At 70.4% G+C, this 24726-nt stretch carries 13 protein-coding genes; 12 read left to right on the forward strand and 1 reads right to left on the reverse strand.

All coding sequences use genetic code 11. The annotated features are described in order from the left end of the window. The first annotated feature begins 62 nt into the window (after window positions 1-62). The 3 genes from rpoB (at window position 63) to AC4FS2_RS00550 (ending at window position 8194) form a co-directional block, all read left to right on the forward strand. Window positions 63-3557, forward strand: a complete 3495-nt coding sequence (rpoB, locus tag AC4FS2_RS00540; RefSeq protein ID WP_491154449.1) for a DNA-directed RNA polymerase subunit beta — start codon at window positions 63-65, stop codon at window positions 3555-3557. A gap of 41 nt (window positions 3558-3598) precedes the next feature. Beyond that, complete coding sequence (gene rpoC / locus AC4FS2_RS00545) at window positions 3599-7474, forward strand: DNA-directed RNA polymerase subunit beta' (protein WP_491154448.1); 3876 nt, start codon at window positions 3599-3601, stop codon at window positions 7472-7474. A 126-nt stretch (window positions 7475-7600) separates the two neighbouring features. Next, the gene (locus AC4FS2_RS00550; protein WP_491176041.1) at window positions 7601-8194 is read left to right on the forward strand and encodes a hypothetical protein; all 594 of its coding nucleotides are present in this window, start codon (window positions 7601-7603) and stop codon (window positions 8192-8194) included. 132 nt (window positions 8195-8326) lie between these two features. On the opposite strand, the gene AC4FS2_RS00555 is transcribed toward AC4FS2_RS00550, so the two are convergent. After that, window positions 8327-8938, reverse strand: a complete 612-nt coding sequence (locus AC4FS2_RS00555; protein WP_491176043.1) for a hypothetical protein — start codon at window positions 8936-8938, stop codon at window positions 8327-8329. Between the two features lie 125 nt (window positions 8939-9063). Between AC4FS2_RS00555 and AC4FS2_RS00560 the strand changes: the two genes are divergently transcribed. The 9 genes from AC4FS2_RS00560 (at window position 9064) to AC4FS2_RS00600 (ending at window position 24725) form a co-directional block, all read left to right on the forward strand. Continuing rightward, window positions 9064-10086 carry an ABC transporter gene (locus AC4FS2_RS00560; RefSeq protein ID WP_491176046.1) on the forward strand — a complete coding sequence of 341 codons (1023 nt, stop codon included), beginning with the start codon at window positions 9064-9066 and terminating at the stop codon, window positions 10084-10086. 2 nt (window positions 10087-10088) lie between these two features. After that, window positions 10089-10580 carry a DUF6121 family protein gene (locus tag AC4FS2_RS00565; RefSeq protein WP_491176048.1) on the forward strand — a complete coding sequence of 164 codons (492 nt, stop codon included), beginning with the start codon at window positions 10089-10091 and terminating at the stop codon, window positions 10578-10580. 29 nt (window positions 10581-10609) lie between these two features. Next, the gene (locus AC4FS2_RS00570) at window positions 10610-11272 is read left to right on the forward strand and encodes a spermidine/putrescine ABC transporter substrate-binding protein (protein ID WP_491154440.1); all 663 of its coding nucleotides are present in this window, start codon (window positions 10610-10612) and stop codon (window positions 11270-11272) included. 127 nt (window positions 11273-11399) lie between these two features. Beyond that, entirely contained in the window at window positions 11400-12533 is a 1134-nt protein-coding gene (locus AC4FS2_RS00575; RefSeq protein WP_491176050.1) for a serine/threonine-protein kinase, read from the forward strand. Beyond that, window positions 12533-18511 carry an Ig-like domain-containing protein gene (locus tag AC4FS2_RS00580; RefSeq protein ID WP_491176052.1) on the forward strand — a complete coding sequence of 1993 codons (5979 nt, stop codon included), beginning with the start codon at window positions 12533-12535 and terminating at the stop codon, window positions 18509-18511. Before AC4FS2_RS00575 ends, AC4FS2_RS00580 begins: the two co-directional genes overlap by 1 nt. 28 nt (window positions 18512-18539) lie before the next feature. Beyond that, complete coding sequence (locus AC4FS2_RS00585; RefSeq protein WP_491176054.1) at window positions 18540-19505, forward strand: AAA family ATPase; 966 nt, start codon at window positions 18540-18542, stop codon at window positions 19503-19505. Next, window positions 19502-20875 carry a DUF58 domain-containing protein gene (locus AC4FS2_RS00590; RefSeq protein ID WP_491176056.1) on the forward strand — a complete coding sequence of 458 codons (1374 nt, stop codon included), beginning with the start codon at window positions 19502-19504 and terminating at the stop codon, window positions 20873-20875. Before AC4FS2_RS00585 ends, AC4FS2_RS00590 begins: the two co-directional genes overlap by 4 nt. Further along, entirely contained in the window at window positions 20872-23343 is a 2472-nt protein-coding gene (locus tag AC4FS2_RS00595; protein WP_491176059.1) for a transglutaminase family protein, read from the forward strand. Before AC4FS2_RS00590 ends, AC4FS2_RS00595 begins: the two co-directional genes overlap by 4 nt. Beyond that, complete coding sequence (locus AC4FS2_RS00600) at window positions 23340-24725, forward strand: DUF5684 domain-containing protein (protein WP_491176061.1); 1386 nt, start codon at window positions 23340-23342, stop codon at window positions 24723-24725. Before AC4FS2_RS00595 ends, AC4FS2_RS00600 begins: the two co-directional genes overlap by 4 nt. Window position 24726 lies beyond the last annotated feature (1 nt).

Genomic DNA, 24726 nt, shown 5'->3' on the forward strand with positions numbered 1-24726 from the left:
GCACTCCACCCTGACGACAAGGAAATCACGAGTCCTGCCCGGGCTCTGCGGAGGTTATTCCCTTGGCTGCTGCGCGCAACGCATCCAACCCCACCACCCCTAAGAACGGCCGCGGAGCATCCCGGCTTTCGTTCGCAAAAATCTCCGACACGCTGACGGTCCCAGACCTTCTCGCGTTGCAGACCGAGTCCTTTGACTGGCTCGTCGGCAACGAAGCGTGGAAGGCACGCGTCGCCGAGGCTCTGGCCGCCGGTCGCACCGACGTGCCCGAGATCAGCGGCCTCGAGGAGATCTTCGAGGAGATCTCGCCGATCGAGGACCTGAGCGAGACGATGCAGCTCTCGTTCACGAACCCGTACCTGGAGCCGGAGAAGTACTCGATCGAGGAGTGCAAGGAGCGCGGCAAGACGTACGCCGCGCCGCTGTACGTCGAGGCCGAGTTCATGAACCACCAGACCGGTGAGATCAAGACCCAGACGGTCTTCATGGGCGACTTCCCGCTGCAGACCGGCAAGGGAACGTTCATCATCAACGGCACCGAGCGTGTCGTGGTGTCGCAGCTCGTCCGCTCGCCGGGCGTCTACTTCGACAGGACCCCCGACAAGACGTCCGACAAGGACATCGTGTCGGCTCGCATCATCCCCAGCCGTGGTGCATGGCTGGAGTTCGAGATCGACAAGCGCGATCAGGTCGGCGTCCGCATCGACCGCAAGCGCAAGCAGTCGGTCACCGTGTTCCTCAAGGCCCTGGGCCTCACGAGCGAAGACATCCTCGCCGAGTTCGCCGGCTTCGACTCGATCGAAGACACGCTGTCCAAGGACACGATCCTCACCAAGGAAGACGCGCTCCGCGACATCTACCGCAAGCTCCGTCCGGGCGAGCAGGTCGCCGCTGAGGCTGCCCGCGCGCTGCTGGACAACTTCTACTTCAACTCCAAGCGCTACGACCTGGCCAAGGTGGGTCGCTACAAGATCAACCAGAAGCTGGGCCTCGAGCTCCCGCTGAGCGACTCGGTGCTGACCGTCGACGACATCGTCGCCACGATCAAGTACCTCGTCCGCCTGCACCGCGGGGATGCCACCTTCTCGGGCACCCGCGCCGGAAAGCCGGCCGAGATCCGTCTGGACATCGACGACATCGACAACTTCGGCAACCGCCGCATCCGCGCGGTCGGCGAGCTGATCCAGAACCAGGTCCGCACCGGTCTGTCCCGCATGGAGCGCGTCGTCCGCGAGCGCATGACCACGCAGGACATCGAGGCGATCACCCCGCAGACCCTGATCAACGTGCGCCCCGTCGTCGCCGCGATCAAGGAGTTCTTCGGCACCTCGCAGCTGTCGCAGTTCATGGACCAGAACAACCCGCTCGCGGGTCTGACCCACAAGCGCCGCCTGTCGGCGCTGGGCCCTGGCGGTCTGTCCCGTGAGCGCGCCGGCGTCGAGGTGCGTGACGTCCACCCCTCGCACTACGGCCGCATGTGCCCGATCGAGACGCCGGAAGGCCCGAACATCGGCCTGATCGGCTCGCTCGCATCGTTCGCTCGCATCAACGCGTTCGGTTTCATCGAGACCCCGTACCGCCGCGTCGTGAAGGGCCGGGTCACCGACCAGATCGACTACCTGACCGCCAGCGAAGAGGCCGACTTCATCGTCGCCCAGGCCAACGCGCCGCTGAAGGCCGACGGTCACTTCCAGGAGGACCGCGTCCTCGCCCGCAAGATCGGCGGCGAGGTCGACCTCATCCCCGCCGACGAGATCGGGTACATGGATGTCTCGCCGCGCCAGATGGTGTCGGTGGCGACGTCGCTCATCCCGTTCCTCGAGCACGACGATGCGAACCGCGCCCTGATGGGTGCGAACATGCAGCGTCAGGCCGTGCCGCTGGTGCGCAGCGACTCGCCGCTGGTCGGTACCGGTATGGAGGGCTACGCCGCCGTCGACGCGGGGGATGTCATCACCGCCGAGAAGGCCGGTGTCGTGATGGAGGTCTCGGCCGACGTCGTGACCGTGCAGCTGGACGAGGGTGGCACGCAGGACTACTTCCTGCGGAAGTTCGACCGCTCCAACCAGGGCACCTCCTACAACCAGCGTGTTGTGGTCTCCGCGGGTGAGCGCATCGAGGTCGGCGAGGTCATCGCGGATGGCCCGGCGACCCAGGAGGGCGAGCTCGCGCTCGGTAAGAACCTCCTGGTGGCGTTCATGACGTGGGAGGGTCACAACTTCGAGGACGCGATCATCCTCAGCCAGGAGCTCGTCAAGAACGACACCCTCTCCTCGATCCACATCGAGGAGTACGAGGTGGATGCTCGCGACACCAAGCTGGGCAAGGAGGAGATCACCCGTGATCTCCCCAACGTCAGCCCCGACCTGCTGAAGGACCTCGACGAGCGCGGCATCGTCCGCATCGGCGCCGAGGTTCGTCCCGGTGACATCCTCGTCGGCAAGGTCACGCCCAAGGGCGAGACCGAGCTGAGCGCCGAGGAGCGCCTGCTGCGCGCGATCTTCAACGAGAAGAGCCGCGAAGTCCGCGACACGTCGCTGAAGGTGCCTCACGGTGAGCAGGGCACGATCATCGCGGTCAAGGAGTTCAACGCCGAGGACGGCGACGACGAGCTCGGCTCGGGCGTCAACCGCCGCGTCGTGGTCTACATCGCCCAGAAGCGCAAGATCACCGAGGGTGACAAGCTCGCCGGACGCCACGGCAACAAGGGTGTCATCGCGAAGATCCTCCCCGTCGAGGACATGCCCTTCCTCTCCGACGGCACCCCGGTCGACGTGGTGCTGAACCCGCTCGGTATCCCGGGCCGGATGAACTTCGGCCAGGTGCTGGAGCTTCACCTCGGATGGATCGCCCAGCAGGGCTGGAAGGTCGAGGGCACCCCGGAGTGGGCCGTCCGTCTGCCGGAGGAGGCCTTCGAGGCCGCCCCCGGTACGAAGGTCGCCACCCCCGTGTTCGACGGTGCGAGCGAGGAGGAGATCGCCGGTCTGCTGGACTCGACGCTTCCCACGCGCGACGGCGACCGGCTCATCGGCTCCTCGGGCAAGACGCTGCTGTTCGACGGTCGCTCCGGCGATCCGTTCCCGGCTCCCGTCTCGGTCGGCTACATGTACATCCTGAAGCTGCACCACCTCGTGGACGACAAGATCCACGCCCGCTCGACCGGTCCGTACTCGATGATCACCCAGCAGCCGCTCGGTGGTAAGGCGCAGTTCGGCGGTCAGCGTTTCGGTGAGATGGAGGTGTGGGCCCTCGAGGCCTACGGCGCCGCATACGCGCTCCAGGAGCTCCTCACGATCAAGTCCGACGACATCCTCGGCCGCGTCAAGGTGTACGAGGCGATCGTCAAGGGCGAGAACATCCAGGAGCCCGGCATCCCCGAGTCGTTCAAGGTGCTCATGAAGGAGATGCAGTCGCTCTGCCTGAACGTCGAGGTCCTCTCGGCCGACGGCACCGCGGTCAACCTCCGCGACACCGACGATGACGCCTTCCGTGCTGCCGAAGAACTCGGCATCAACATCTCCAGCCGCTTCGAGTCCTCGTCCATCGACGAGATCTGATCCGGCCAGGCAACGAACAGAATTCCGACACAGGAGACGTAGTGCTCGAATCAACCACTTTCGATCAGCTTCGAATCGGCCTGGCCACCGCTGACGACATCCGTCGTTGGTCGTTCGGCGAGGTCAAGAAGCCTGAGACCATCAACTACCGCACGCTCAAGCCGGAGAAGGACGGCCTCTTCGGAGAGCAGATCTTCGGACCCTCCCGTGACTGGGAGTGTGCGTGCGGAAAGTACAAGCGCGTCCGCTTCAAGGGCATCGTGTGCGAGCGCTGCGGCGTGGAGGTCACCAAGTCCTCCGTCCGCCGCGAGCGCATGGGCCACATCGAGCTCGCCGCGCCCGTCACGCACATCTGGTACTTCAAGGGCGTCCCCTCGCGCTTGGGCTACCTGCTCGACATGGCGCCGAAGGACCTCGAGAAGGTCATCTACTTCGCCGCGTACATGGTCATCTCCGTCGACGAGGAGGCGCGTCACCGCGACCTCCCCACGCAGGAGAACAACATCCGCCTCGAGCTGAAGACGCTGGGTGACCGCCGCGATGCCCGCATCGCTGCTCGCATGGCCAAGCTGGAGGAGGAGCTCGCCGCTCTCGAGGCGGAAGGTGCCAAGGCCGACCAGAAGAAGAAGGTCAAGGACGCCGCCGAGAAGGACATGTCGCAGGCCCGCAAGGCCGCCGATGAGCAGATCGCCAAGCTCGAGCGCGTGTGGGAGGACTTCCGCTCGCTCGAGGTCGGCACGCTCAAGCCCGAGGACGACGTCTTCCACGAGCTCCAGGACCGCTTCGGTCAGTACTTCGAGGCCTACATGGGCGCCGAGTCGATCAAGCGTCGCCTGGAGGCTTTCGACCTGGCCGCCGAGTCGGAGAGCCTGCACCTGCAGATCTCCGAGGGCAAGGGACAGCGCAAGATCCGCGCGATCAAGCGTCTGAAGGTCGTCAACTCGTTCCTGCAGACGGGCATGAGCCCGGCCGCGATGGTGCTCGACGTCGTTCCGGTGATCCCGCCGGAGCTGCGCCCGATGGTCCAGCTGGACGGTGGGCGCTTCGCGACCTCCGACCTCAACGACCTCTACCGTCGCGTGATCAACCGCAACAACCGCCTTCGTCGCCTGATCGACCTCGGTGCTCCCGAGATCATCGTCAACAACGAGAAGCGGATGCTGCAGGAGGCCGTCGACGCACTGTTCGACAACGGCCGCCGTGGTCGCCCCGTCACCGGTACGGGAAACCGTGCGCTGAAGTCGCTGTCCGACATGCTCAAGGGCAAGCAGGGCCGGTTCCGCCAGAACCTGCTCGGCAAGCGCGTGGACTACTCGGGCCGTTCGGTCATCGTCGTGGGTCCCCAGCTGAAGCTGCACCAGTGCGGTCTGCCCAAGCAGATGGCGCTGGAGCTGTTCAAGCCATTCGTGATCAAGCGCCTGATCGACCTCGGTCACTCGCAGAACATCAAGGCCGCCAAGCGTGCCGTCGAGCGCACCCGTCCCGAGGTCTGGGACGTGCTCGAGGAGATCATCCGCGAGCGTCCGGTTCTGCTGAACCGCGCGCCCACGTTGCACCGCCTCGGCATCCAGGCCTTCGAGCCTCAGCTCGTGGAAGGCAAGGCCATCCAGCTGCACCCGCTCGTGTGCGCCGCGTTCAACGCGGACTTCGACGGTGACCAGATGGCTGTGCACCTGCCGCTGTCGGTCGAGGCGCAGGCCGAGGCCCGCATCCTCATGCTGGCGTCCAACAACATCCTGAAGCCGTCGGACGGCCGCCCGGTGACCCTGCCCTCGCAGGACATGATCATCGGTCTGCACCACCTGACGACCCTCAAGGAGGGCGCAGCCGGTGAGGGCCGCGTGTTCGGCTCCGTCGGTGAGGCGATCCTGGCCAAGGACGAGGGCACCCTCGACCTGCAGGCCAAGGTCCGCATCCGCATCCCGGGTCTTTCGTTCCTCGAGGGCCAGGCGCCCGAGGGTTACGAGCGTCACGGCATCGTGGACGCCTCGCTCGGTCAGGCGATCTTCAACGACACCCTCCCCAAGGGCTACCCGTTCGTCCGCGAGCAGGCAGACAAGGGCAAGCTGTCGCAGATCGTCAACAAGCTGGCCGAGGAGTACCCGAAGGTGGAGGTCGCCGCGACCCTCGACCGCATCAAGGACGCCGGCTTCTACTGGGCGACGCGTTCGGGTGTGACCGTGGCGCTGAGCGACGTTCTCACCCCGCCGAACAAGAAGGAGATCGTCGCCGGCTACGAGAAGCAGGCCGCGAAGGTCCAGGCGCAGTACGAGAAGGGTCTGACGACCGACTCGGAGCGTCGCCAGGAGCTCATCAAGATCTGGACCGAGGCGACCGACGAGGTCCAGAAGGCGATGCGCGACAACTTCCCGGAGGACAACACCATCAACCGCATGGTGTCGTCGGGTGCGCGTGGTAACTGGCTGCAGATCCGGAACATCGCCGGTATGCGAGGCCTGGTGAACAACCCCAAGGGTGAGATCATCCCCCGTCCGATCATCTCCTCGTACCGCGAGGGTCTGTCGGTGGCGGAGTACTTCATCGCGACGCACGGTGCCCGTAAGGGTCTGGCCGACACGGCCCTCCGTACGGCCGACTCGGGGTACCTGACCCGTCGTCTCGTGGACGTCTCGCAGGATGTCATCATCCGCGAGGAGGACTGCGGTACGTCGAAGGGTCTCGAGCTCCCGATCGCTGCGATGGGCGCCGACGGCACCCTCGTCAAGGACGCGAACGTCGAGAACTCGGTGTTCGCCCGTACCCTCGCCGCCGACGTGGTCGACGCGCAGGGCACGGTTGTGGCCGAGGCGGGCGACGACGTGGGCGACGTGCTCATCAACAAGCTGGTCGAGGCCGGCGTCGAGAACATCAAGGTCCGCTCGGTCCTGACGTGTGACTCGGCGGTCGGTGTCTGCGCGAAGTGCTACGGCCGTTCGCTGGCCACCGGCAAGATCGTCGACATCGGCGAGGCCGTGGGCATCATCGCGGCCCAGTCGATCGGTGAGCCCGGCACCCAGCTGACGATGCGTACCTTCCACACCGGTGGGTCGGCGTCGGCGGAAGACATCACGCAGGGTCTTCCCCGTGTGCAGGAGCTGTTCGAGGCGCGCACCCCGAAGGGTGCCTCGCCGATCGCCGAGGCCGATGGCCGCATCACGATCGACGAGACCGACAAGGCCAAGAAGGTCATCCTCACGCCCGACAACGGCGACGAGGCGGTCGTGTACCCCGTCCTGAAGCGCGCGACGCTTCTGGTGGAGGACGGCCAGCACGTCACCGTCGGTCAGCCGCTCCTGGTCGGAACGCTCGACCCCAAGGAGGTCATGCGCGTGCAGGGCGCCCGCGAGGTGCAGAAGTACCTCGTCAACGGCGTCCAGGGCGTGTACCGCTCCCAGGGTGTGCCGATCCACGACAAGCACATCGAGGTCATCGTGCGCCAGATGCTGCGGAAGGTCACCGTGGTCGACCACGCTGACACGACGCTGCTTCCGGGTGAGCTGGTCGACTTCAAGAAGTACCAGAACATCAACCGCGAGACCGTGGCCGAGGGCAAGCGCCCCGCGTCGGGTCGACCGGAGCTGATGGGTATCACGAAGGCGTCGCTCGCGACGGAGTCGTGGCTGTCGGCGGCATCGTTCCAGGAGACCACCCGCGTCCTGACGCAGGCGGCCATGGAGGGCAAGAGCGACCCGCTCGTCGGCCTCAAGGAGAACGTCATCATCGGAAAGCTCATCCCCGCCGGAACCGGACTTGCGAAGTACCGCAACGTCACGGTCGAGGCGACGGAAGAGGCCAAGAGCGAGCGGTACCCCAACCGCATCTTCGCCTCGGACGGCGCGTACAGCGACGCCGACCTGAGCTACGTCGACTTCGACAGCTTCTCGACGGACGACTTCACGCCCGGAACGTACAACTGATCACGATCTGATCCTTCGAAGGCCCTCGGCATCGCGCCGGGGGCCTTCGTCGTTCCCGCGGGCGTGGCATCCGGGGGAGGATGGGCCGCCCGATTACCGTGAGTGGGGAGGGGTGCCATGGCTCGGGTGAGCGGACGCAGTCTGTGGATCGCGTGGCCGGTGGGGATGATCTGCGCCGGCGTGATCGGCGCGCTCGTGTGGCTGGCTGCCCCCGGGCTGCCGGTGGTGGTCGAGGTCGTCGGCAGCACCCTCCGCGGCGCGACCTCCGCTCCGGTCGCCGACAGTGACGGCGCCGGCGCGACCCCCGAGGCGCCCGCGACCGACTGCCGCGGGCTGTACCCCGACCGCTTGTGGTCCGAGCTGACGTGGACGCCCGAGGCGCTCCTGTCGCAGAACACCGCTCCGCCGGCGACCACCACGACGCTCGGAACGGCGCTGACTCCCCAGGTGCGCCTGACGTGCGCCTGGCGCGTGAACGAGGGGAGATCGGCATCCACCACGGTGGCCACGGTCGCTCAGGGTGCGGCCGCGATCGCGCACGCGGCCCTTACCGCGGAAGGTTTCGCGTGCACCGCCGACGGCGAGGCGGTGCACTGCGAGCGGACGAGCGGCACCGTGGTGGAGATCCACGACCTCCGCGGCGACGTGTGGCTGTCCAGCGTCCTCACCGACTGGATGCCGGAGGACTACGCCGCGCAGGTGGCCTCCCGCGTCTTCTAGGCGGCTCGCCCTGCGCCGAGAAACGACATTTCCGGCGAGACATAGCGCAGCGCGCCCTTTCTCGCCGGAAATGTCGTTTCTCGCGGAGCGGGAGGGACGGGCGGGAGGGACGGGCGGGAGGGACGGGGGAGGTCAGGAAGGGAAGAGGGACGCGATGATGCTGTCGGTGTAGCCCGACGGGGCGAGGTTCGAGAACTGCGTGTCGATGAGGATGCCGTCGCGCCAGAAGAGCGTCCGGCCGTCGGTGACGGGGTACTGCTCGTTGATCCACGTCTTCTCGCAGCGCGTACCGCCCTCGGGGGAATAGCACGTGAAGTGCTCCTGGTCGGCGAGACCGTTGAGCAGGTCCAGGGCGGGACCCCGGTTCATCGCGGAGATCGTCGTCGTCAGCATCGTCGTGTCGGCGCGCGGGTCGCGCCACACGCACACGAGCGATCCGTCCGGCTGCACGCCGGTGCTCATGCCCAGTGCCGGGTCGTTCAGCGGCGTCTCGCCGAGTTCGGCCAGCACGGACTCGGACAGGATGGCGCGGCAGTCGTCCGGGACGGCCGCCGGAGGAGTCGCGGACGGCGACGGGGTCGGGGATGCGGTGGCATCGGCGCTCGCGCTTTCCCCCGGCGATGGGCGCGACGAGGAGCCGGCAGAGCCGCCCTCCGGGGCGCAGGCGGCCAGCGCGAGCATCCCGGCCGCGATCGCCCCGACCAGCGCCGCACGAACCCACGAGCGTCGATCGGCGACCATCATGGCCACACCCTAGCGGCTGGCCGCGGATGGACATCGACACACGACGGCACGCCTCCCCGAGCGGATGGCAAGCGCGCGTTACCCTTCGAACGCGGGGATGCACCCCGCGTGAGGAGTGCTGGGCGATGAGTGATCCCAAGTCGTCGTACGGCGACCCGGTCGACGAACCGACAGATGCGGAGCGCGACGCCGACGTCGTCAGCCGCGCACGCGAAGGCCTCGCCGAGGCTGAGGCCGCGCGCGCCGACGTGCCCGCCGAGTCGTCCGAGTCGTCCGAATCCCCTGAGCGTCCCGTCGACGACCGGCCGCAGACGGTCGTCGTCGAGGAGACCGTGGTCGTGGAAGAGCGAGACGACGACCCCGATGATGCCCGGTGGGCCATGTACGCCGCATCCGCCGAGGCCGAGGCTGAAGCCGACGCGCGTGCCGCCGAGGCCCGCGCCGACGAAGCCCGCGCCGACGCCCGCGCTGCCGAAGCGCGCGCCGACGACACCCCCACCGTCGCCGCAGTACCCGTGGGGACGCCGAGCGAGCCGGTTCCCGACTCCGCCCGAACCTCGTCGGCGCCCTACGGCGGGGCGCAGCCGATCTTCGTCCAGGCCCCCGAGGCTCCGCGACCCCGCGGCAACCGCGGAGCCGCCGGCGCGATCGGGCTGCTCGCCGCGCTCGTCTTCGCCGTCCTGTACCTCGCCGCGACCCTCGGTCTGCAGCTGCTCAACCGTGAGATCGAGGTGTCCGGGCTGGCCGATGCCACGCTCGCCGCCCTCACGACGTGGGCGTTGTGGGTGCCGGTCGTCGTCTTCTTCATCGCGTTCTGGCTGCTCGGAGCGGTCATCAACCGCGGCCGCTGGGGTCACTGGGTCGTGTGGGGCATCCTCGTCGGACTCGCCGCGTACGCCGGTCACCTCCTCGGCGAGCTGTTCGAGGCGCCCTTCTGGATGCTGACCGCCCGTGAGGGTGCGGAACTCATGGAGGGTGCGGTCCTCGCACCGCTGGCCATCGTCGCCTTCGTGCTGGGTCGCGAACTCACCATCTGGTTCGGTGCGTGGGTGGCAGCCCGCGGCCGCCGCATGACCGAGCTGAACGAGGAAGCTCAGCGCGAGTACGAGCGCACGCTCGAGGCCGGCCCGCAGCTGCACCGCGCCTGACGATGACCCGCGACGCCGGCGCGGAGGGTGGACCGGTACCGCCGGCGGTCGCCCTGGCGTTCGCCGTCGTCGGCTTCGTCGCCCTCGCCATCGCGGGCCTCGGTCTCACGAGCCTCGCACTGGATGCCGACGTCATCGCCACGCCCGGTCTCGGCCAGATTCCCGGGGTCGTGGGGATGCTGCTGGCCACGGGCGGATTCGCTGCGGCCCTGTGGTTCTTCGGCCTGCGGGCGGAGCATCCCGCGTACGGAACCGGCATCGTCACCGGCCTCGCCGCCTACCTCGGTGAAGTCATCGGCGTCGCCGTGGGCGCGTTGATCAGCGGCAACGGCCCGGCAGCATCGTTCGCGGCCGCCGGGGGAGTCGCGATCGGCTGGCCGGGAGTGGTCATCGCCGTCACGGGTCTCCTCGCCGGATGGGGCGGTATCGCGCTCGTCCGTTCACACGGGCGGCGGCCGCGCTGGCCGTGGGAGCGCGACGAGGACCCGTCGTGAGCCTCCGGCGGGGACTAGCGTAGATCTCCGTGGAGCGCTCGCTCGAAACCCAGGTCAGCCAGGCGGTGGACGCCTGGCTGCGGTGGTTGCCCCGGTGGGAGCCGTCCACGCACCGCGGCCGGATCGCACCGTGTCGCCGCTGCTTCGGCTCGCCGGTCCTTTCGGCGGCGGGGCTCGGCGCCGATGTGCCCCACGGGGTGCAGCACGGGCTGTCCACCCGGGTGAAGACGATCGTCGACACGGCGGTCGCGGAGTACACGGCCAGGAACCTGCCGATGCTGCAGGCCGAACTCGACCAGCAGTCCGCCCGCAATCGCGCGCGCAGCTACCGTCCGGCCGAAGGCCTGGAGCCGGAGTTCGAGGGGCTGCCGCTGGACCCCGAGCCCTCTCCCGGTGCGCCGTTCCTCTTCACGGTCTCGGGGATGGCCGCCGAGGAGGAGGAAGCGATCCCTGCCCTTCCGCCGCTGAGCGAGGAGGCGAAGGCGGCGCTCCGCCAGGAGGTCGGGCTCGCCGACGACTACGCCAACATGATCGGACGGGAGGTGTGTGCGATCCTGCTCCACCATCGGCTGCGCATCCAGGCCGCGGTGACGGAGCACGTCGAACCCCAGATCACCGCCATGCTGGAAGAGCTGACGCGATCGCTCGACTCGCCGTTCGACCCGAACGACCCCGGGCTGCCCACCCTCTGAGCCCCCGCCGGCGGGGGATGCCGCGTCCCGCGACCAGGTGCACCCCGCGGATTTGTTACCATGACCGGGCTTGCACTGTTACGCGCCGCCGACGGCGTGATGGGGATACCGACCGGGGGAGGCGGGGTTGCCGACACGCCTGCCCGCCGCGCCTCCGATTCTTCCGGGGCTGGCGTACATCCGGCCGCTGGGCTCCGGCGGTTTCGCCGACGTGTTCCTGTACGAGCAGGACATGCCCCGCCGGAGCGTCGCGGTGAAGGTGCTGCCCAGCGACGTGCGCGACCCTGATCTGCTGCGGATGTTCAACGCCGAAGCGGACGTTCTCGCGCACCTGTCGGCGCATCCGTCGATCGTCACCGTGTACCAGGCGGGCATCTCCGCCGACGGGCGGCCGTACATCGTGATGGAGTACTGCCCCGGTTCTCTGGCCCAGCGGTATCGGGTGGAACGCATCCCCGTGCCCGAGGTGCTCGCGATCGGCGTGAGGATGGCCAGCGCGCTGGAGACCGCGCACCGCGCCGGCCTGGTGCACCGCGACGTCAAGCCCAGCAACATCCTCACCACCACTTTCGGCACGCCCGTGCTGGCCGACTTCGGGATCGCGTCGGCCTTGGCCCGCCAGAGCGCCGATGAGGTGCTCGCCATGAGCGTGCCGTGGAGCGCCCCGGAGGTGGTCGCCGAGCAGACGGCGGGCACCATCTCGAGCGAGGTGTGGAGCCTCGGCGCGACCGTGTACTCCCTGCTGGCCGGGCACAGTCCCTTCGAGCGGCTCGAGCGCGGGCAGAACACGCGGGAGCAGCTGCGTCGCCGGATCGCCCGGGCGAGCTACACGGAGATCCCCCGCGCCGACGTCCCGGGTTCTCTGCAGACGGTCCTGGCGCGCACGATGAACCGTGACGCGCGCGAACGGTACGCCAGTGCTCTGGAGGTCGGTGAGGCGCTGCGACGCGTGCAGGCCGAACTGGGGCTTGCAGTCACGCCGCTCGAGGTGGCGGCGGACGGGTGGTCGCCCGGAGGTCGTTCGGTGGATTTCTCCGACACGTCGCTGCGCGGCACGGTCCGCAGCACCGTCGAGCACAGCGGGCGCCGCAAGGTGCGCTCGGCCACCGGCGTCGCAGGCCTCGCGCGCGACGAGGACACCGACATCGCGGGCCAGGACCGACGCGTCCGCGCCGTCGTGCCCTGGGTTCTCGGGGGTGCGGCTCTGATCGCCGCATCCGCCGTCGCAGTGGCGGCGCTGTTCGCCACGGGGATCCTCTGATGCGTCGGCGATCCATCGCCGCCCTGGCAGCGGGAGGTGCGGCCCTCGCTCTCGTGGTGGGCGTGAGCATCGTGTGGCCGGGACTCGACGCGCAGGAGACCCCCGAGGTGGACACCTCGGTGTGGGCGCTCCAGACCGGCGAGGGACGGCGCTACGCGCGGGTGAACACGTCCATCGGCGAACTGGACACCGTGCGCAGCGTCAGCAACCCCAGCTCCGTGGCCCAGTCGGCCGACGGGGCCTTTCTCTTCTCCGACAGCTTCAGCAAGCTCACCCGCATCGACGAGGCTCTACCGCGCGACCTGGATGACGAGGCACTGCGCTCCTCGGAATCCACCCCAGCCGGAACCACCGACGTCGTCACCGCGGGCGATTTCGTCGCGTACCGCACCGACGCGGGCACCGTGCACGCGGGTCGCCTGTCCGCCGGCGACGCCGCGCAGCTCGACCCGTTCGCAAGCGACGGCGAGGATGAGGACGCCCCGCCGTACACCGCCGATGCGCTCACCGTGAACAGCGAAGGGATGCTGTTCGCGTACTCGTCGGCGGATGAGTCGGTGCTGCGTTACGACCTGCGCGCCGGCGAGGTGCGGGGGCGCGACCCGCTGGCTGCCGAGGTCGCCAGTCCTGCGGTCACCGCGGCGGGAGAGGTGTGGGCCGTGGTCGACCGGGAGAGCGGGGAGGTGCTGCTGCGCGGACGGAACGAGCCCGTCGACGTCGGGCTCGCCGGCGACGTCCGGGTCGGAGCGGCCGATCCGAACGGCGACGCGGTCTATCTCGCGGACGAGACCGGGCTGGTCACCGTTTCGACCGAGGGCGCGGTCACCGCAGAGGTGGAGCGGGGCGCGACGGTCCTCGGGACGCCTGCCGACCCGATCGTGCACGACGGAGAGGTGCTCGCCGCGTGGCTCGGCCCCGCAGACGGCGGCGGGACGCTGTGGAGTTCCCGCTCCGGCGAGACCGCGCTCGACTACGGCGGCGAGACCATCCCCGACGAGCGGCGGCCCGTCTTCGTCGCCACCGGGGAAGCGGTGATCCTCAACGAGACCCGCACCGGCTGGGTGTGGACGGCACCGGACGGCGCGCTCGTCGCTTCCAGCCAGGACTGGTCGCTGGATGACCGTCTCGATCCAGCCGCGGTGCCCAGCGAAGAGCAGCTCAGCGTCGTGCTCGACCCCAAGCCGCCGATCGCCGAGGCCGACGCCTTCGGCGTGCGCGCCGGGCGCCTGGCGACCCTGCCGGTGCTCCTCAACGACCACGACCCCAACGAAGACGTGCTGAGCGTCGATCCGGCATCCGTCGCAGGCCTCGACCCGGGCTTCGGCGTCGTCACGGTGACCGACGACGGCCAGCGACTCGCGGTGCGCCTGGAGCCCGGCGCATCCGGTTCCGCGAGTTTCCAGTACGTCGTCACCGACGGCACGGCGGCCGACGGTCTGCGGTCGGAGCCCGCGAGCGTGACCCTCACAGTGTCCGAAGGCGACGGCGCCCCGCAGTGGTGCGGCGTCGAGGGGTGCCTGGTGCCCTGGCCGACCCCCGAGGTCGCGCGCGGCGGAACCGTCACCGTCCCCGTGCTCCCGGGATGGGTCGACCCCGACGGTGATCCGCTGCTGCTGCTCTCGGTCGAGAACCCGGCAGGCATCGGCACCGTGGCATCCACCCCCGCCGGCGACATCGTCTACCAGCACGCCGATGACGGGTCGGGGGGTGAGCAGCTGATCGAACTGAACGCCACGGTCGCCGATACCTCCGGACAGATGTCCACGAAGCCCCTGCTGGTACGGGTCAGCCCCGACCCCGCCCTGGCCGTGCAGTCCTTCGCCGTTATCGACACCGTGGGCGCCGGCCTCATCGTCGATGTCGCCCCGCACGTCACCGGCACGGCCGGCACCCTCGCGGTGACCTCGGTGCGCGTGCTCGACGATGCGGCCGCCACCGCCACCGTCCTCGGCGGAACGACGACGTTCGACTTCACCGCCGCCGACCCGGGCACCTACCGCGTGGGGTTCACCGTCACCGACGGGCGGACAGACGCCACCGGCACCGCGCGCATCACGGTGCTGCCCGCCGACGCGCCCGCCCAGCTGGCGACCTCCCCGGTCGTGGCGTTCGTCCACCCGCAGCAGGATGCGACGCTCGACGTGTTCGCCGCCGTGTCGAACCCGACCCGTCGCGTGCTGCTCCTCAGCGAAGTGGTCGCCACGGCTGACGACGGTGCCACGCTGTCGGTGGATGCGGTGGGCCAGAACAACCTGCGGGTCTCGGGCACCACCGCCTCCGGCGCCCCGGGCCGCCTCGGCACCGTGACCTATACCGTCAGCGACGGCACCGAGGACGCCGGCGCTCGCGTCGGCGGCGAGGCGACGGTGTACCTGCTTCCGCCCGCGCCGGAGATCGCACCGATCGCGGTGGACGACGCTGTCACCGTGCGTGCCGGTGCACAGATCGACATCCCCGTGCTCGACAACGACATCTCCCCGGCGGGAGGCCGGCCGAGCCTTGACCCCTCGACGGTGACCTCCACCGATGCCGACGCGCTCGCGTTCTCCTCCGGCGGCGTGCTGCGCTACCTCGCGCCGCTCGAACCCGGCGACTACGGCGTCGATTACTCCGTATACACCACAGGATCGCCCGCGCTCCGCGACACCGCCAGCGTCCGCATCCGGGTGCTCCCCGAGGACGAGAACCGCGCCCCATCGCCGCGGACGCTCGAAGGCCGGGTGCTCAGCGGCGGCACGACCAGCGTCGAGTTCGACGGGTTCGGGATGGATCCGGACGGCGATGTGGTGACCCTCGACCGCATCCTGGAACAGCCCGAACGCGGATCGGCGAACATCTCCGCCGACGGCGCCTCGATCGTGTACAACGCGCTGCCGGGCGACCGAGGACAGGTCTCGTTCCGCTACCGCGTCGAGGACGCGGCGGGGGCGACGGGCGAGGGCACCGTCCGCATCGGCGTCCTCGACATCGAGGCGAACCCGAGCCCCGTGACGTTCACCGACTACGTCGAGGTGCAGGCGGGGGAGGACAACACCATCCGGGTGAGTCCGCTGGCCAACGACATCGACCCCACACAGGGCACGCTGAGCCTCACCGACGTCCGTCCCGATCTGCCCGAGGTGCTCACCGACGGCAGCGCGAACCCCGAGCACGCCCGCATCGAGGAGCACATCCTCTCCGTGAGCGACACGGAGGTGGTGCTCGCCGCCGGCGAGGAGCCCGCGACGATGTCGTTCCTCTACGACGTCGAGTCCGACTCGGGCAACACCGGTCGTGGACTGGTCGTCGTGCGGGTCGTGCGCGAGAGCGTGCCCGACTATCCGATCGTCTCCGACACCGTGCTCTCGGTGGAGAATCGCGAAGAGTTCGAGTCGGGCGTCGATGTCCTCACCGGCAAGGCCGCGTGGTCGCGCGGCGATGTCGCCGACCTCGACGTGAGCCTGTGGGGCGAGCCGGAAGGCGTCGAGGTGGAAGGACGTCGCCTCAGCGGTGCGCTTCCCGCCCGCACGCGCGTCATCCCGTTCGCGGTGACCGGCACTGTCGGCGAGGAGGAGGTCACGACCTACGCGTTCCTGCGCGTGCCCGGCGACGACGACCTCGACCTCGCCCTGCGCACCGGTACCCCGCCGCAGGAGGTGCCCGAGCTCGAATCGGTCTCGTTCGACATGGCCGACCTCGTCGCGCTGCCGCGCGGGGCGACCCTCGAGGTCGGCGACGACGTGCGCGCCTCCGGGGCACGCGCCGAGGCCGGCTGCGCCCGCGAGTCGGGCACGGGTGTGCGGTACGACGCCGGCGCGGGGGCGCCGTGGACCGACTCCTGCCAGGTGCCCGTGCGCCTCGAGGGCACGGAGGAGTGGACATCGGTGTCGGTGCCGCTCACCGTCGTCGCCCGTGATCCGCAGCCGGAGCTTCGCCCGGGGTCGCTCACCGTCGGTCCGGGCGAGACGGCGACCTTCGACCTGCGCAACATGACCACGTGGCAGCTGGCACGGGAGGACTGGGACGCGATCCAGTACAGCCTCGAGCCGGCCGGTGCCGCGTTCGCGGTGTCGCTGTCGGGATCGATCGTCACGGTGGTGGGCGCCGACCGGGCGGTGCCGGGCACCGAGACGGCGGCGCTCGTCGGGGTGACCAGTCACCCGTCGGTCGCCCCCGCCCGCCTCGCGCTGAGGGTCGGTGCCGCCCCGTCGGCACTCCCGCAGGGCGGCGCGGTGACCCAGCAGTGCTCCCAGGCCTCTGGGTCGTCCTGCACGATCGCCGTGATCGGCGCCGGCGGCGAAGTGAACCCGCTGCCGCGGACCCCCCTCGAAGTCGTCGACGTGCGGCCCACCGGGGCGTGCGTGGGCGTCAGCTTCCGGGTCGCGTCGGCCACCGCGGTCGCCGCATCCTGGACCGGGGATGCGCCGGGCGCCACGTGCACGGCATCCTTCTCGGTACGTGACGCCCAGGGGCGGACGACCGCCTCCGAGCGGGACGGACGCATCCTGCTCGACCTGCAGGGGTTCCCGAAGGCGCCCGCGAGCGTGCGGCAGACCGCCTATGGCGACGGAACGGTGACGCTGCGCGTCGATGCGGGCGAGTCGCGGCTGGCCTATCCGGCGCTGACGGGCTTCGTGGTGCGGAGCGCCGGCGTGGAGGTGGCCCGATGCTCCGCCGACGGCACGTGCCCGGTCATCCCGGCGCCCAACGGCGAGCAGCGCGTGTACGAGGCGTGGGCCGTCAACGGCGTGGGCGAGTCGCGCGCGAGCGTCCGGACGACAGCGTGGGCGTACGACACCCCCGGTCGTCCCGCCAACGTGTCGTGGGCGCCTGTGCCCAACGGCAACGACGGCGGCCTCATCGAGCTGACGATCACCGGCATCGACGCCGCCGAGACCGGCTCGCTCCAGATCGCCAGCGCCACCGGTGAGACGCAGAACGTTCCCATCGGGCGCAACCAGGACAGCGTCGACCTGCCGCGGTACCGCGTCGGCACGAACGTGGCCACCGCGGTCACGATCACACCGGTCTCGCGGTACTCGCTGCCGCCGGGCCTCGGGGGCCGCCCCAACGGCGACGCCTACACCGTGGAGGCCAACGGCGTCGGCGCGCCTCTGGATCTCAGCCTCGCGCTGAGCTCCCGATCCGACGGCGACGGCACGTCCACCGTCACCGCGCAGGCGGCAGCGCGGGTGAACGGCTCAGGGTCGCAGCTGCGCTACGGGATCGTCCCGTACAACGAGCGGTTCCGATGCGATCCACGATCGGGCGGCGAGCAGGCGAGCTTCTCCGGGCTGCCAGACGGGGATGAGTACCGGTTCTTCGTGTGCGCCGAGTCGGTGTACGGCGACCGGGCGTTCGGCACCGCGCAGGCCGAGGCGTCCGTGCGTGCCGTCCAGAGCGACCGAGCCCCACAGGGTTGGACGTTCCGCGTCGACCCGCAGCCGACGATCAGCGGGCAGGAGGCCCGGTGGAGCATCACCGAGCAACCGACCTCGACAGAGACGCCGCCGAGGCGCAACAGCCCCGAGTTCAACACCGGCTTCCCTCCCACCCCCTACGGCACCGACCCGGGCATCCAGGTGCGCTATGTCCACGAGTGGTGGGGGCCGACGACGGCATGGGCACCCGTGCGACCGGCCAGCGGGAGCGCCCCGTTCCAGGTGAACGCCCGGTGGTCCGCCACCTGCATCGGCGGGTCCGACCTCCAGCGCTCCGGGCAGTCGTCGAATGCGCCGTCGGGGCAGTCCGCGGCCATCACCTTCACCAACGCGAACCTTCGCTACTACGACGCCAGCAACCAGGTGCTCCCGCACACCGCCGACACGTGGCTCGTCCCCGTCGGGGCGACCCGCGTGGACGGCATCCGGGTCAGCGTCGACTGGAGCGCCCTCGGGTGGAGCCTCAACGGGGTGCAGAACCAGCAGTTCTCCGTGAGCTGCGACCCGAACAATCCCGTCCCCCCGCCCGCCGAGCCGCCCGTGGTGCCCACACCATGACCCACCCCGTCCCAGGAGGACCGCACCGATGACCCTCACCCAGGAGCAGGCGACCTGGTTCGCCATGACGTTCGGGCAGATCGCCGACAACGTCGAGCGTGCCGTGCTCGGCAAGCGTCACGTCGTCGAGCTCGTGCTCACGGCGATGCTGAGCGACGGCCACGTGCTCCTGGAGGACGTACCCGGAACAGGAAAGACCTCGCTCGCCCGGGCGATCGGGCAGTCGGTGCAGGGGACGAACACCCGCATCCAGTTCACCCCCGATCTCCTCCCCGGCGACATCACGGGCATCACGGTGTACGACCAGAAGACCGGTCAGTTCGAGTTCCACTCGGGCCCGATCTTCGCCAACATCGTCCTGGCGGACGAGATCAACCGCGCGAGCCCGAAGACGCAGTCCGCGCTCCTGGAGGTGATGGAGGAGGGCCGCGTCACCGTCGACGGCGTGACCCGCCCGGTCGGTGTGCCGTTCCTCGTCCTCGCCACCCAGAACCCGGTGGAGCAGGCCGGCACCTATCGGCTGCCCGAGGCGCAGCTGGACCGGTTCATGATGCGCACGTCGGTCGGCTACCCCGACCACGCCGCCACGGTGCGCATCCTCGATGGGGCGCCGATGGCGATCGCCGAGCTGTCACCGGTGATCACGCCGCAGGCGCTCGTGGGAATGGCCGACCTGGCCGCCGAGACGTACGTCGATGCGCTCGTGCTGGACTACATCGCCCGGCTCGTGGATGCCACGCGCTCCGCCGACGAGGTGCGTCTGGGCGTCAGCATCCGCGGTGCCCTCGCCCTCACGCGCGCGTCCCGCGCCCGCGCCGCCTCCCAGGGGCGCACCTATGTCACCCCCGACGATGTGAAGGCGCTCGCCGTCCCGGTGCTGTCCCACCGGCTCATCCTGCACCCCGAGGCGGAGTTCGACGGCGTCACTCAGGAGGCCGTGATCGGGCAGGTGCTGCTGGATGTGGCACCGCCCACGCAACGCGAGGCCGTATGAGTCCGACCGAGTCGCGCGTCACCCGCACCTCCGTCTCGTCCACCGGCACCACGACCCGCTCGTCGGTGACGTCGGCCACGACGACGGCGCGACGGCGGCGCGCACTCGTGCGCGCGGCGGTGTGGGGGACCGCGGCCTGGCGGGCGATTCTCGCCGGAACCGCCGCCGCGGTGCGCTGGAGCGCCCATACGGTGCGGCCGGCCGGCGCGCTCGTGGTCGTCGCGGCAACGGCGGGGCTCGTGCTCGGGATCGTCTTCGGCTGGGTCGAGTGGATGGTTGCGGGGGCGGTCGCGCTCCTTCTCCTGCTCATGAGCGTGCCGTTCCTCTTCGGTGCGCGCGCGTACGACGTCGACCTCACCCTCGCGCACGAGCGGATCGTCGCGGGGCAGGGGCTGGAGGGGGAGATCGTCGTCCGCAATCACGGGCGGCGCATCGCGCTACCGGGGCGCCTCGACATCCCCGTCGGCCGGGGCCTGGTGGAATTCGGGGTGCCGCTGCTGCGTCCCGGGCACACCGTCGCTCAGCCGCTGGAGATCCCCGCCCTTCCGCGGGGGATCATCCGCGTCGGGCCGGTCACGACCGTCCGCAGCGACCCGATCGGACTGGTCCGCCGCGAGCACGCCTTCCGCGACGTCCATGAGGTGTTCGTTCATCCGCGCACCGTGGCCCTTCCGTCCACCAGCGCCGGCCTCATCCGCGACCTCGAGGGAAACCCGACGCGGCGCCTCGTGAACGCCGACATGTCGTTCCACGCCATCCGCGAGTACGCCCCCGGTGACGCCCGCCGGCAGATCCACTGGAAATCCACCGCGAAGACCGGCCAACTCATGGTGCGGCAGTTCGAGGAGTCGCGGCGCTCGCGCATGGCCGTGGTGCTCGCCACCGCGCAGCAGGAGTACGCCGACGCCGACGAGTTCGAGGTGGCCGTCGGCGCAGCGGCCTCTCTCGGCCTCCGCGCCGTCCGCGACGCGCGCGACCTCGACATCGTCACGGGGTCGGAGATCCCGCGGGTGGTGCGGGGGCGGCTGCGCGCGATCTCCCACATCCCGACCGTCTCCCCGCGGACGATGCTCGACGGGTTCAGCGCCGTCCAGCAGTTCGAGAACACGATGAGCGTCGAGGACATCTGCCGTCTCGCCTCGGAGGCGAACGAGCGGCTGTCGATCGCGTTCGTCGTCGTGGGCTCGCTGGTGGCGCTGGGCCGCCTCCGCTCGGCGGCGCTCGCGTTCCCCGTGGACACCACCGTCGTCGCCGTCGTCTGCGATGAGCGCGCGCATCCGCGGATGCAAGCGCTCTCGGGCATCTCGATCCTCACGATCGGCACGCTCGACGACCTCTCCGGACTGCTCCTGCGCGGGGCGACCTCGTGAACGCCCGGCGGGTGATCGGCGGGTCGATCTACGTCGCGATCACGGTGCTCGCCGCCGCGGTCGCCGCCTGGCCGGTGTACGCCTCCGCGCCGTTCGTGCTTCTCGTGGCGGTGGCGTCCGTCGTCGGTGCCGGCATCGCCGCGATCGTGCGGGTGCGCGGCTGGGGGCCGTGGACGGCAGCTGGCCTCCTCGCCGCGGCATTCGCGCTGCTGTGCGTCCCCGTCGCCGTGCCCTCCCGCCTCGGCGGCCCCTTCGACATCCTCCGCGGGCTGGGGGATGCCGCGGCCGGCGTCGTCCTCGGCTGGAAAGACCTCCTCACCGTCGATCTCCCCGTCGGCGCCTACCGCAACCTTCTCGTGCCCGCCCTCGTCGTGTTCCTCGCCGGCACGTGCGGGGCGCTCCTCCTGGCGTGGCGCGCCGACCGCTGGGCGCTCGCCGCGGTCCCCGTCGGCTTCGGGATGCTGGCCTTCGGGCTCTTCTTCGGACGCACCGTCGTGAGCGACCCGTGGCGGGTCGGGCCGATCGCCCTGTCCGCGCCGGTCGAGACGATCCTCGGAGCATCCGGCCTCATCTCCGCTCTCCTCTGGCTCGCTTGGCGGACGCACGATGAACGGGTCCGCGCGCTTCACCGCGCCGCTTCCGCGAGCGGCGTGCGGGTGTCGCGGCGTCCCTCCCGCACCGATCGGCGCCGCACGGCGCTCGGAGCGGGCATGGTCGCCGTCGCGCTGATCGCCGCCGTCGCCGTCGTGCCGTGGGCGGCACGGGGCGCCGATCGCGATGTGCTGCGGTCGGTCGCCGGCCCCGAACGCGATATCGCCGCGGCCGTGAGCCCGCTGGCGGAGTATCGCGCGCACTTCTCCGCCGACGGCTCGGACGACGTTCTCTTCCGCGTGTCGGGTGAGGGCGAACTGCCCGAGCGTGTGCGCCTGGCGACGCTCGACGTCTACGACGGGGAGACGTATCGCGCGGGCGGCGAGGCGGATGCTGCCGCCCCGTTCGTCCGCGTCCCTTCGACGCTGGACCCCGGACCCGGGGCCGCCGTGGACGTCGAAGTCGTCGTCGAGGGCCTCCAGGGGATCTGGGTGCCCACGGCGGGTCGCCTGGCCTCCGTCGAGTTCGCGGGCGAACGCGCCGCCGCCCTGGCCGACCGTTTCTACTACAGCGGCGCAGCCCAAGCCGGCGTCGAGACGGCCGGCGGTGGTCTCCGTCCCGGCGACTCCTACCGGCTGCGTGCGGTCGAACCGGCGCCACGGGATCTCGCGGGCATCAATGCCCCCGGAGGGGAGCGTTCGGGCCCGGAGGCGCCGGAGAACCTGAGGCAGTGGGTCGAACAGCACGCGACCGGTTCTGACGGCGCCGCGCTCTCGGGGCTCGTGGAACTCCTCCGTGATCGCGGATTCCTCAGCCACGCGCTGTCCGTCCCGGACGACGCGCCTCCGCCGTGGATGTCGGCGCTCGCCGACTACCGGTTCCAGCCCAGCGCCGCGGGGCACTCCCTCGCCCGCATCGACACCATGTTCTCCCGGCTCCTCGACCGCGAGACCGATCCTCGGGCGGTCGCATCCGGAAACTACGTCGCCGCCGTCGGCGACGACGAGCAGTTCGCCGTGGCGACCGCGCTCATCGCCGGTGAGCTCGGCTTCCCTGCCCGCGTCGTCGTCGGCGCGCGTCTCAGCGCGGCGGACCCGGGTGTCATCACGTGCGAAGACGGCGCATGCGAAAGTCAGGATCTCTCCGCGTGGACCGAGGTGCTCTCCGACGAGGGGGCCTGGATCCCGATCGACGTCACCCCCCAGTGGAGCCAGGCCCCGAGCCTCGAGGTGACCGAGCAGCGCGACCCCGAGAACGTCACCGAGGTGCGCCCCGACAGTGTCGAGGAAGTCGTCCCGCCCGAGCCGGTGCAGGACGACAGCGCACGCGATGAGAACGAGGACGAGACGGCGGGCTGGGACCTGGCCTGGCTGTGGCCGATCCTGCGCGTCGCAGGGATCGTCGCTCTTGTCCTGCTCCTGGTGCTGGGCCCCTTCCTGCTCGTTCTCGCCGCCAAGGCGGTCCGCCGCCGGGGTCGCCGCCGCGCGGCCGACCCCGCGCAGAGCATCGCCGGCGGCTGGGACGAGTATGTCGACGCCGGAGTGGATGCGGGGCGCGCGACGCCGCCCGCGGGCACCCGACCCGAGCTCGCCGCAGCCCTGGGCACCGCCTCCGGGGCTCAGCTCGCGGCCGTCGCCGACCGTGCGGTCTTCTCGCAGGAGACCACGACGGCGGACGACGCGGAGGAGTTCTGGCGGATCGTCGAGACCGAGCGTCGCTCGCTGACCCGCGGCGGGGGTTTTCGGCGCAGCATCCTCGCGGCCGTATCTTTGAAATCGTTCGTCCGTCTTGTGGCGCCGCAGGCGTCGAAGCGGGTGTCGCGCATCGTTGAGAGGGGGAGGCGCCGGACCATCGGTCGCGGGCGCATCACATCATGAACACCGAAACCATCACGATCGCGCTGGTACTGACTTCGGTCGTACTCACCGTCATCCTGTACGTGTGGATGGCTCTCGCCCTGTCCGCGCTGTTCCGCAAGGCCGGCGAGGAGGGATGGAAGGGCTGGGTGCCCATCCTGAACCAGGCGATCCTCCTTCAGCTGGGCGGATTCTCGCCCTGGCTGATCCTGCTGATCCTGATCCCCGTGCTCGGCCAGCTGGCCGTCTACGTGCTCATCGTGATGGCCGCGCACCGCATCAATCGTTCGTTCGGGTACGGCGCGGGGATGACCGTGCTCGCGGCGCTGCTGTTCCTCATCTGGGCGAGCGTGCTCGGCTTCGGCTCGGCGCGGTGGATCGGCGGCCCGGTCGCCGCGCCGTCCCGCACCCCGGAGCCCGCGGCTCCTGCGGCTCCGCCGCTCGTGGGCGGATGGACGCCGTCCGCGCCGGCGCCGCCGGCGCCCCCGCTCGGGCCTGCACCCGCACCCGCACCGGCAGCGCGGCCCGCAGCCGCCGCAGCACCGGCGTCGTGGGCACCCGTGCCGCCCCCGCCCGCCCCTCCCGCCCGGCCTGCCCTCGCCCGGGAGGTGGAGGACAGCGCCGTCGATCCCGAAGACCGCATCGCGCCGCCGGCCCCTCGCCCCTCCGGGTCGTTCACGCCGCCCCCGGTGTCGCCGCCGCCCGCAGCGCCCGCGGCCCCGGTCGTGCCCATCTCTTCGGTACCCGGCACCCGATCCGCACCGCCCCGCCCGCCGGCTCCCGCTCCGGTCGAGAGCGTCCCCGCGGCGCCGCCGGTGGCCGACGAATCCGAGCCCTGGGCTCGGGAGCGCTCGTACCACCGGGCGGATGACAGCTTCCCGGAGCTGTCCGAAGCCATCTCGGCTGTCGTCGGCTCGCCGGACGCGGGCGCGCCGCGCTCGGCGCGCTCGTCAGTCTCGGCGCTGTACGCGCAGTCGGAGATCCCCGACGACGACCTCGGTGCGGGGGAGCCTGCGGACGAGGACGAGGACGACCCCATCGATCAGACGATGATCGCCAAGCGCCGGCGGACGCCGTGGAAGCTGGTGCCGCCGTCGGGCGCACCGATCGACATCGCGTCGGATGTCGTCATCCTCGGCCGCCGGCCGGCCCCCGACCCGTCGTACCCCGACGCGCAGCTGGTGTCGATCCCCGACGAGACCCGAACCGTGTCCAAGACGCACGCGCGACTCGAACTGCGGGGCGAGACCTGGTACGTGACCGACCTCGGTTCGACCAACGGGGTCCTGTTCGCGACGTTGATGGGGACCGAGGTCGAGGCGCAGCCGGGGCAGGAGCTCGAGGCGGGGGAGAGGTTCTTCCTGGGCGACGCCGAAGTGCGCCTTCGCCGCATCGACTCTTGAG

The sequence above is a fragment of the Microbacterium sp. Z10_103 genome (assembly GCF_058310455.1).

Bases quoted from the DNA above. Each gene is read 5' to 3' on its own strand.
- AC4FS2_RS00565 (WP_491176048.1), top strand. From the start codon at position 10,089: ATGACCCGCGACGCCGGCGCGGAGGGTGGACCGGTACCGCCGGCGGTC.
- AC4FS2_RS00560 (WP_491176046.1), top strand. From the start codon at position 9,064: ATGAGTGATCCCAAGTCGTCGTACGGCGACCCGGTCGACGAACCGACA.
- AC4FS2_RS00555 (WP_491176043.1), bottom strand. From the start codon at position 8,938: ATGATGGTCGCCGATCGACGCTCGTGGGTTCGTGCGGCGCTGGTCGGG.
- AC4FS2_RS00580 (WP_491176052.1), top strand. From the start codon at position 12,533: ATGCGTCGGCGATCCATCGCCGCCCTGGCAGCGGGAGGTGCGGCCCTC.
- AC4FS2_RS00590 (WP_491176056.1), top strand. From the start codon at position 19,502: ATGAGTCCGACCGAGTCGCGCGTCACCCGCACCTCCGTCTCGTCCACC.
- AC4FS2_RS00585 (WP_491176054.1), top strand. From the start codon at position 18,540: ATGACCCTCACCCAGGAGCAGGCGACCTGGTTCGCCATGACGTTCGGG.
- AC4FS2_RS00600 (WP_491176061.1), top strand. From the start codon at position 23,340: ATGAACACCGAAACCATCACGATCGCGCTGGTACTGACTTCGGTCGTA.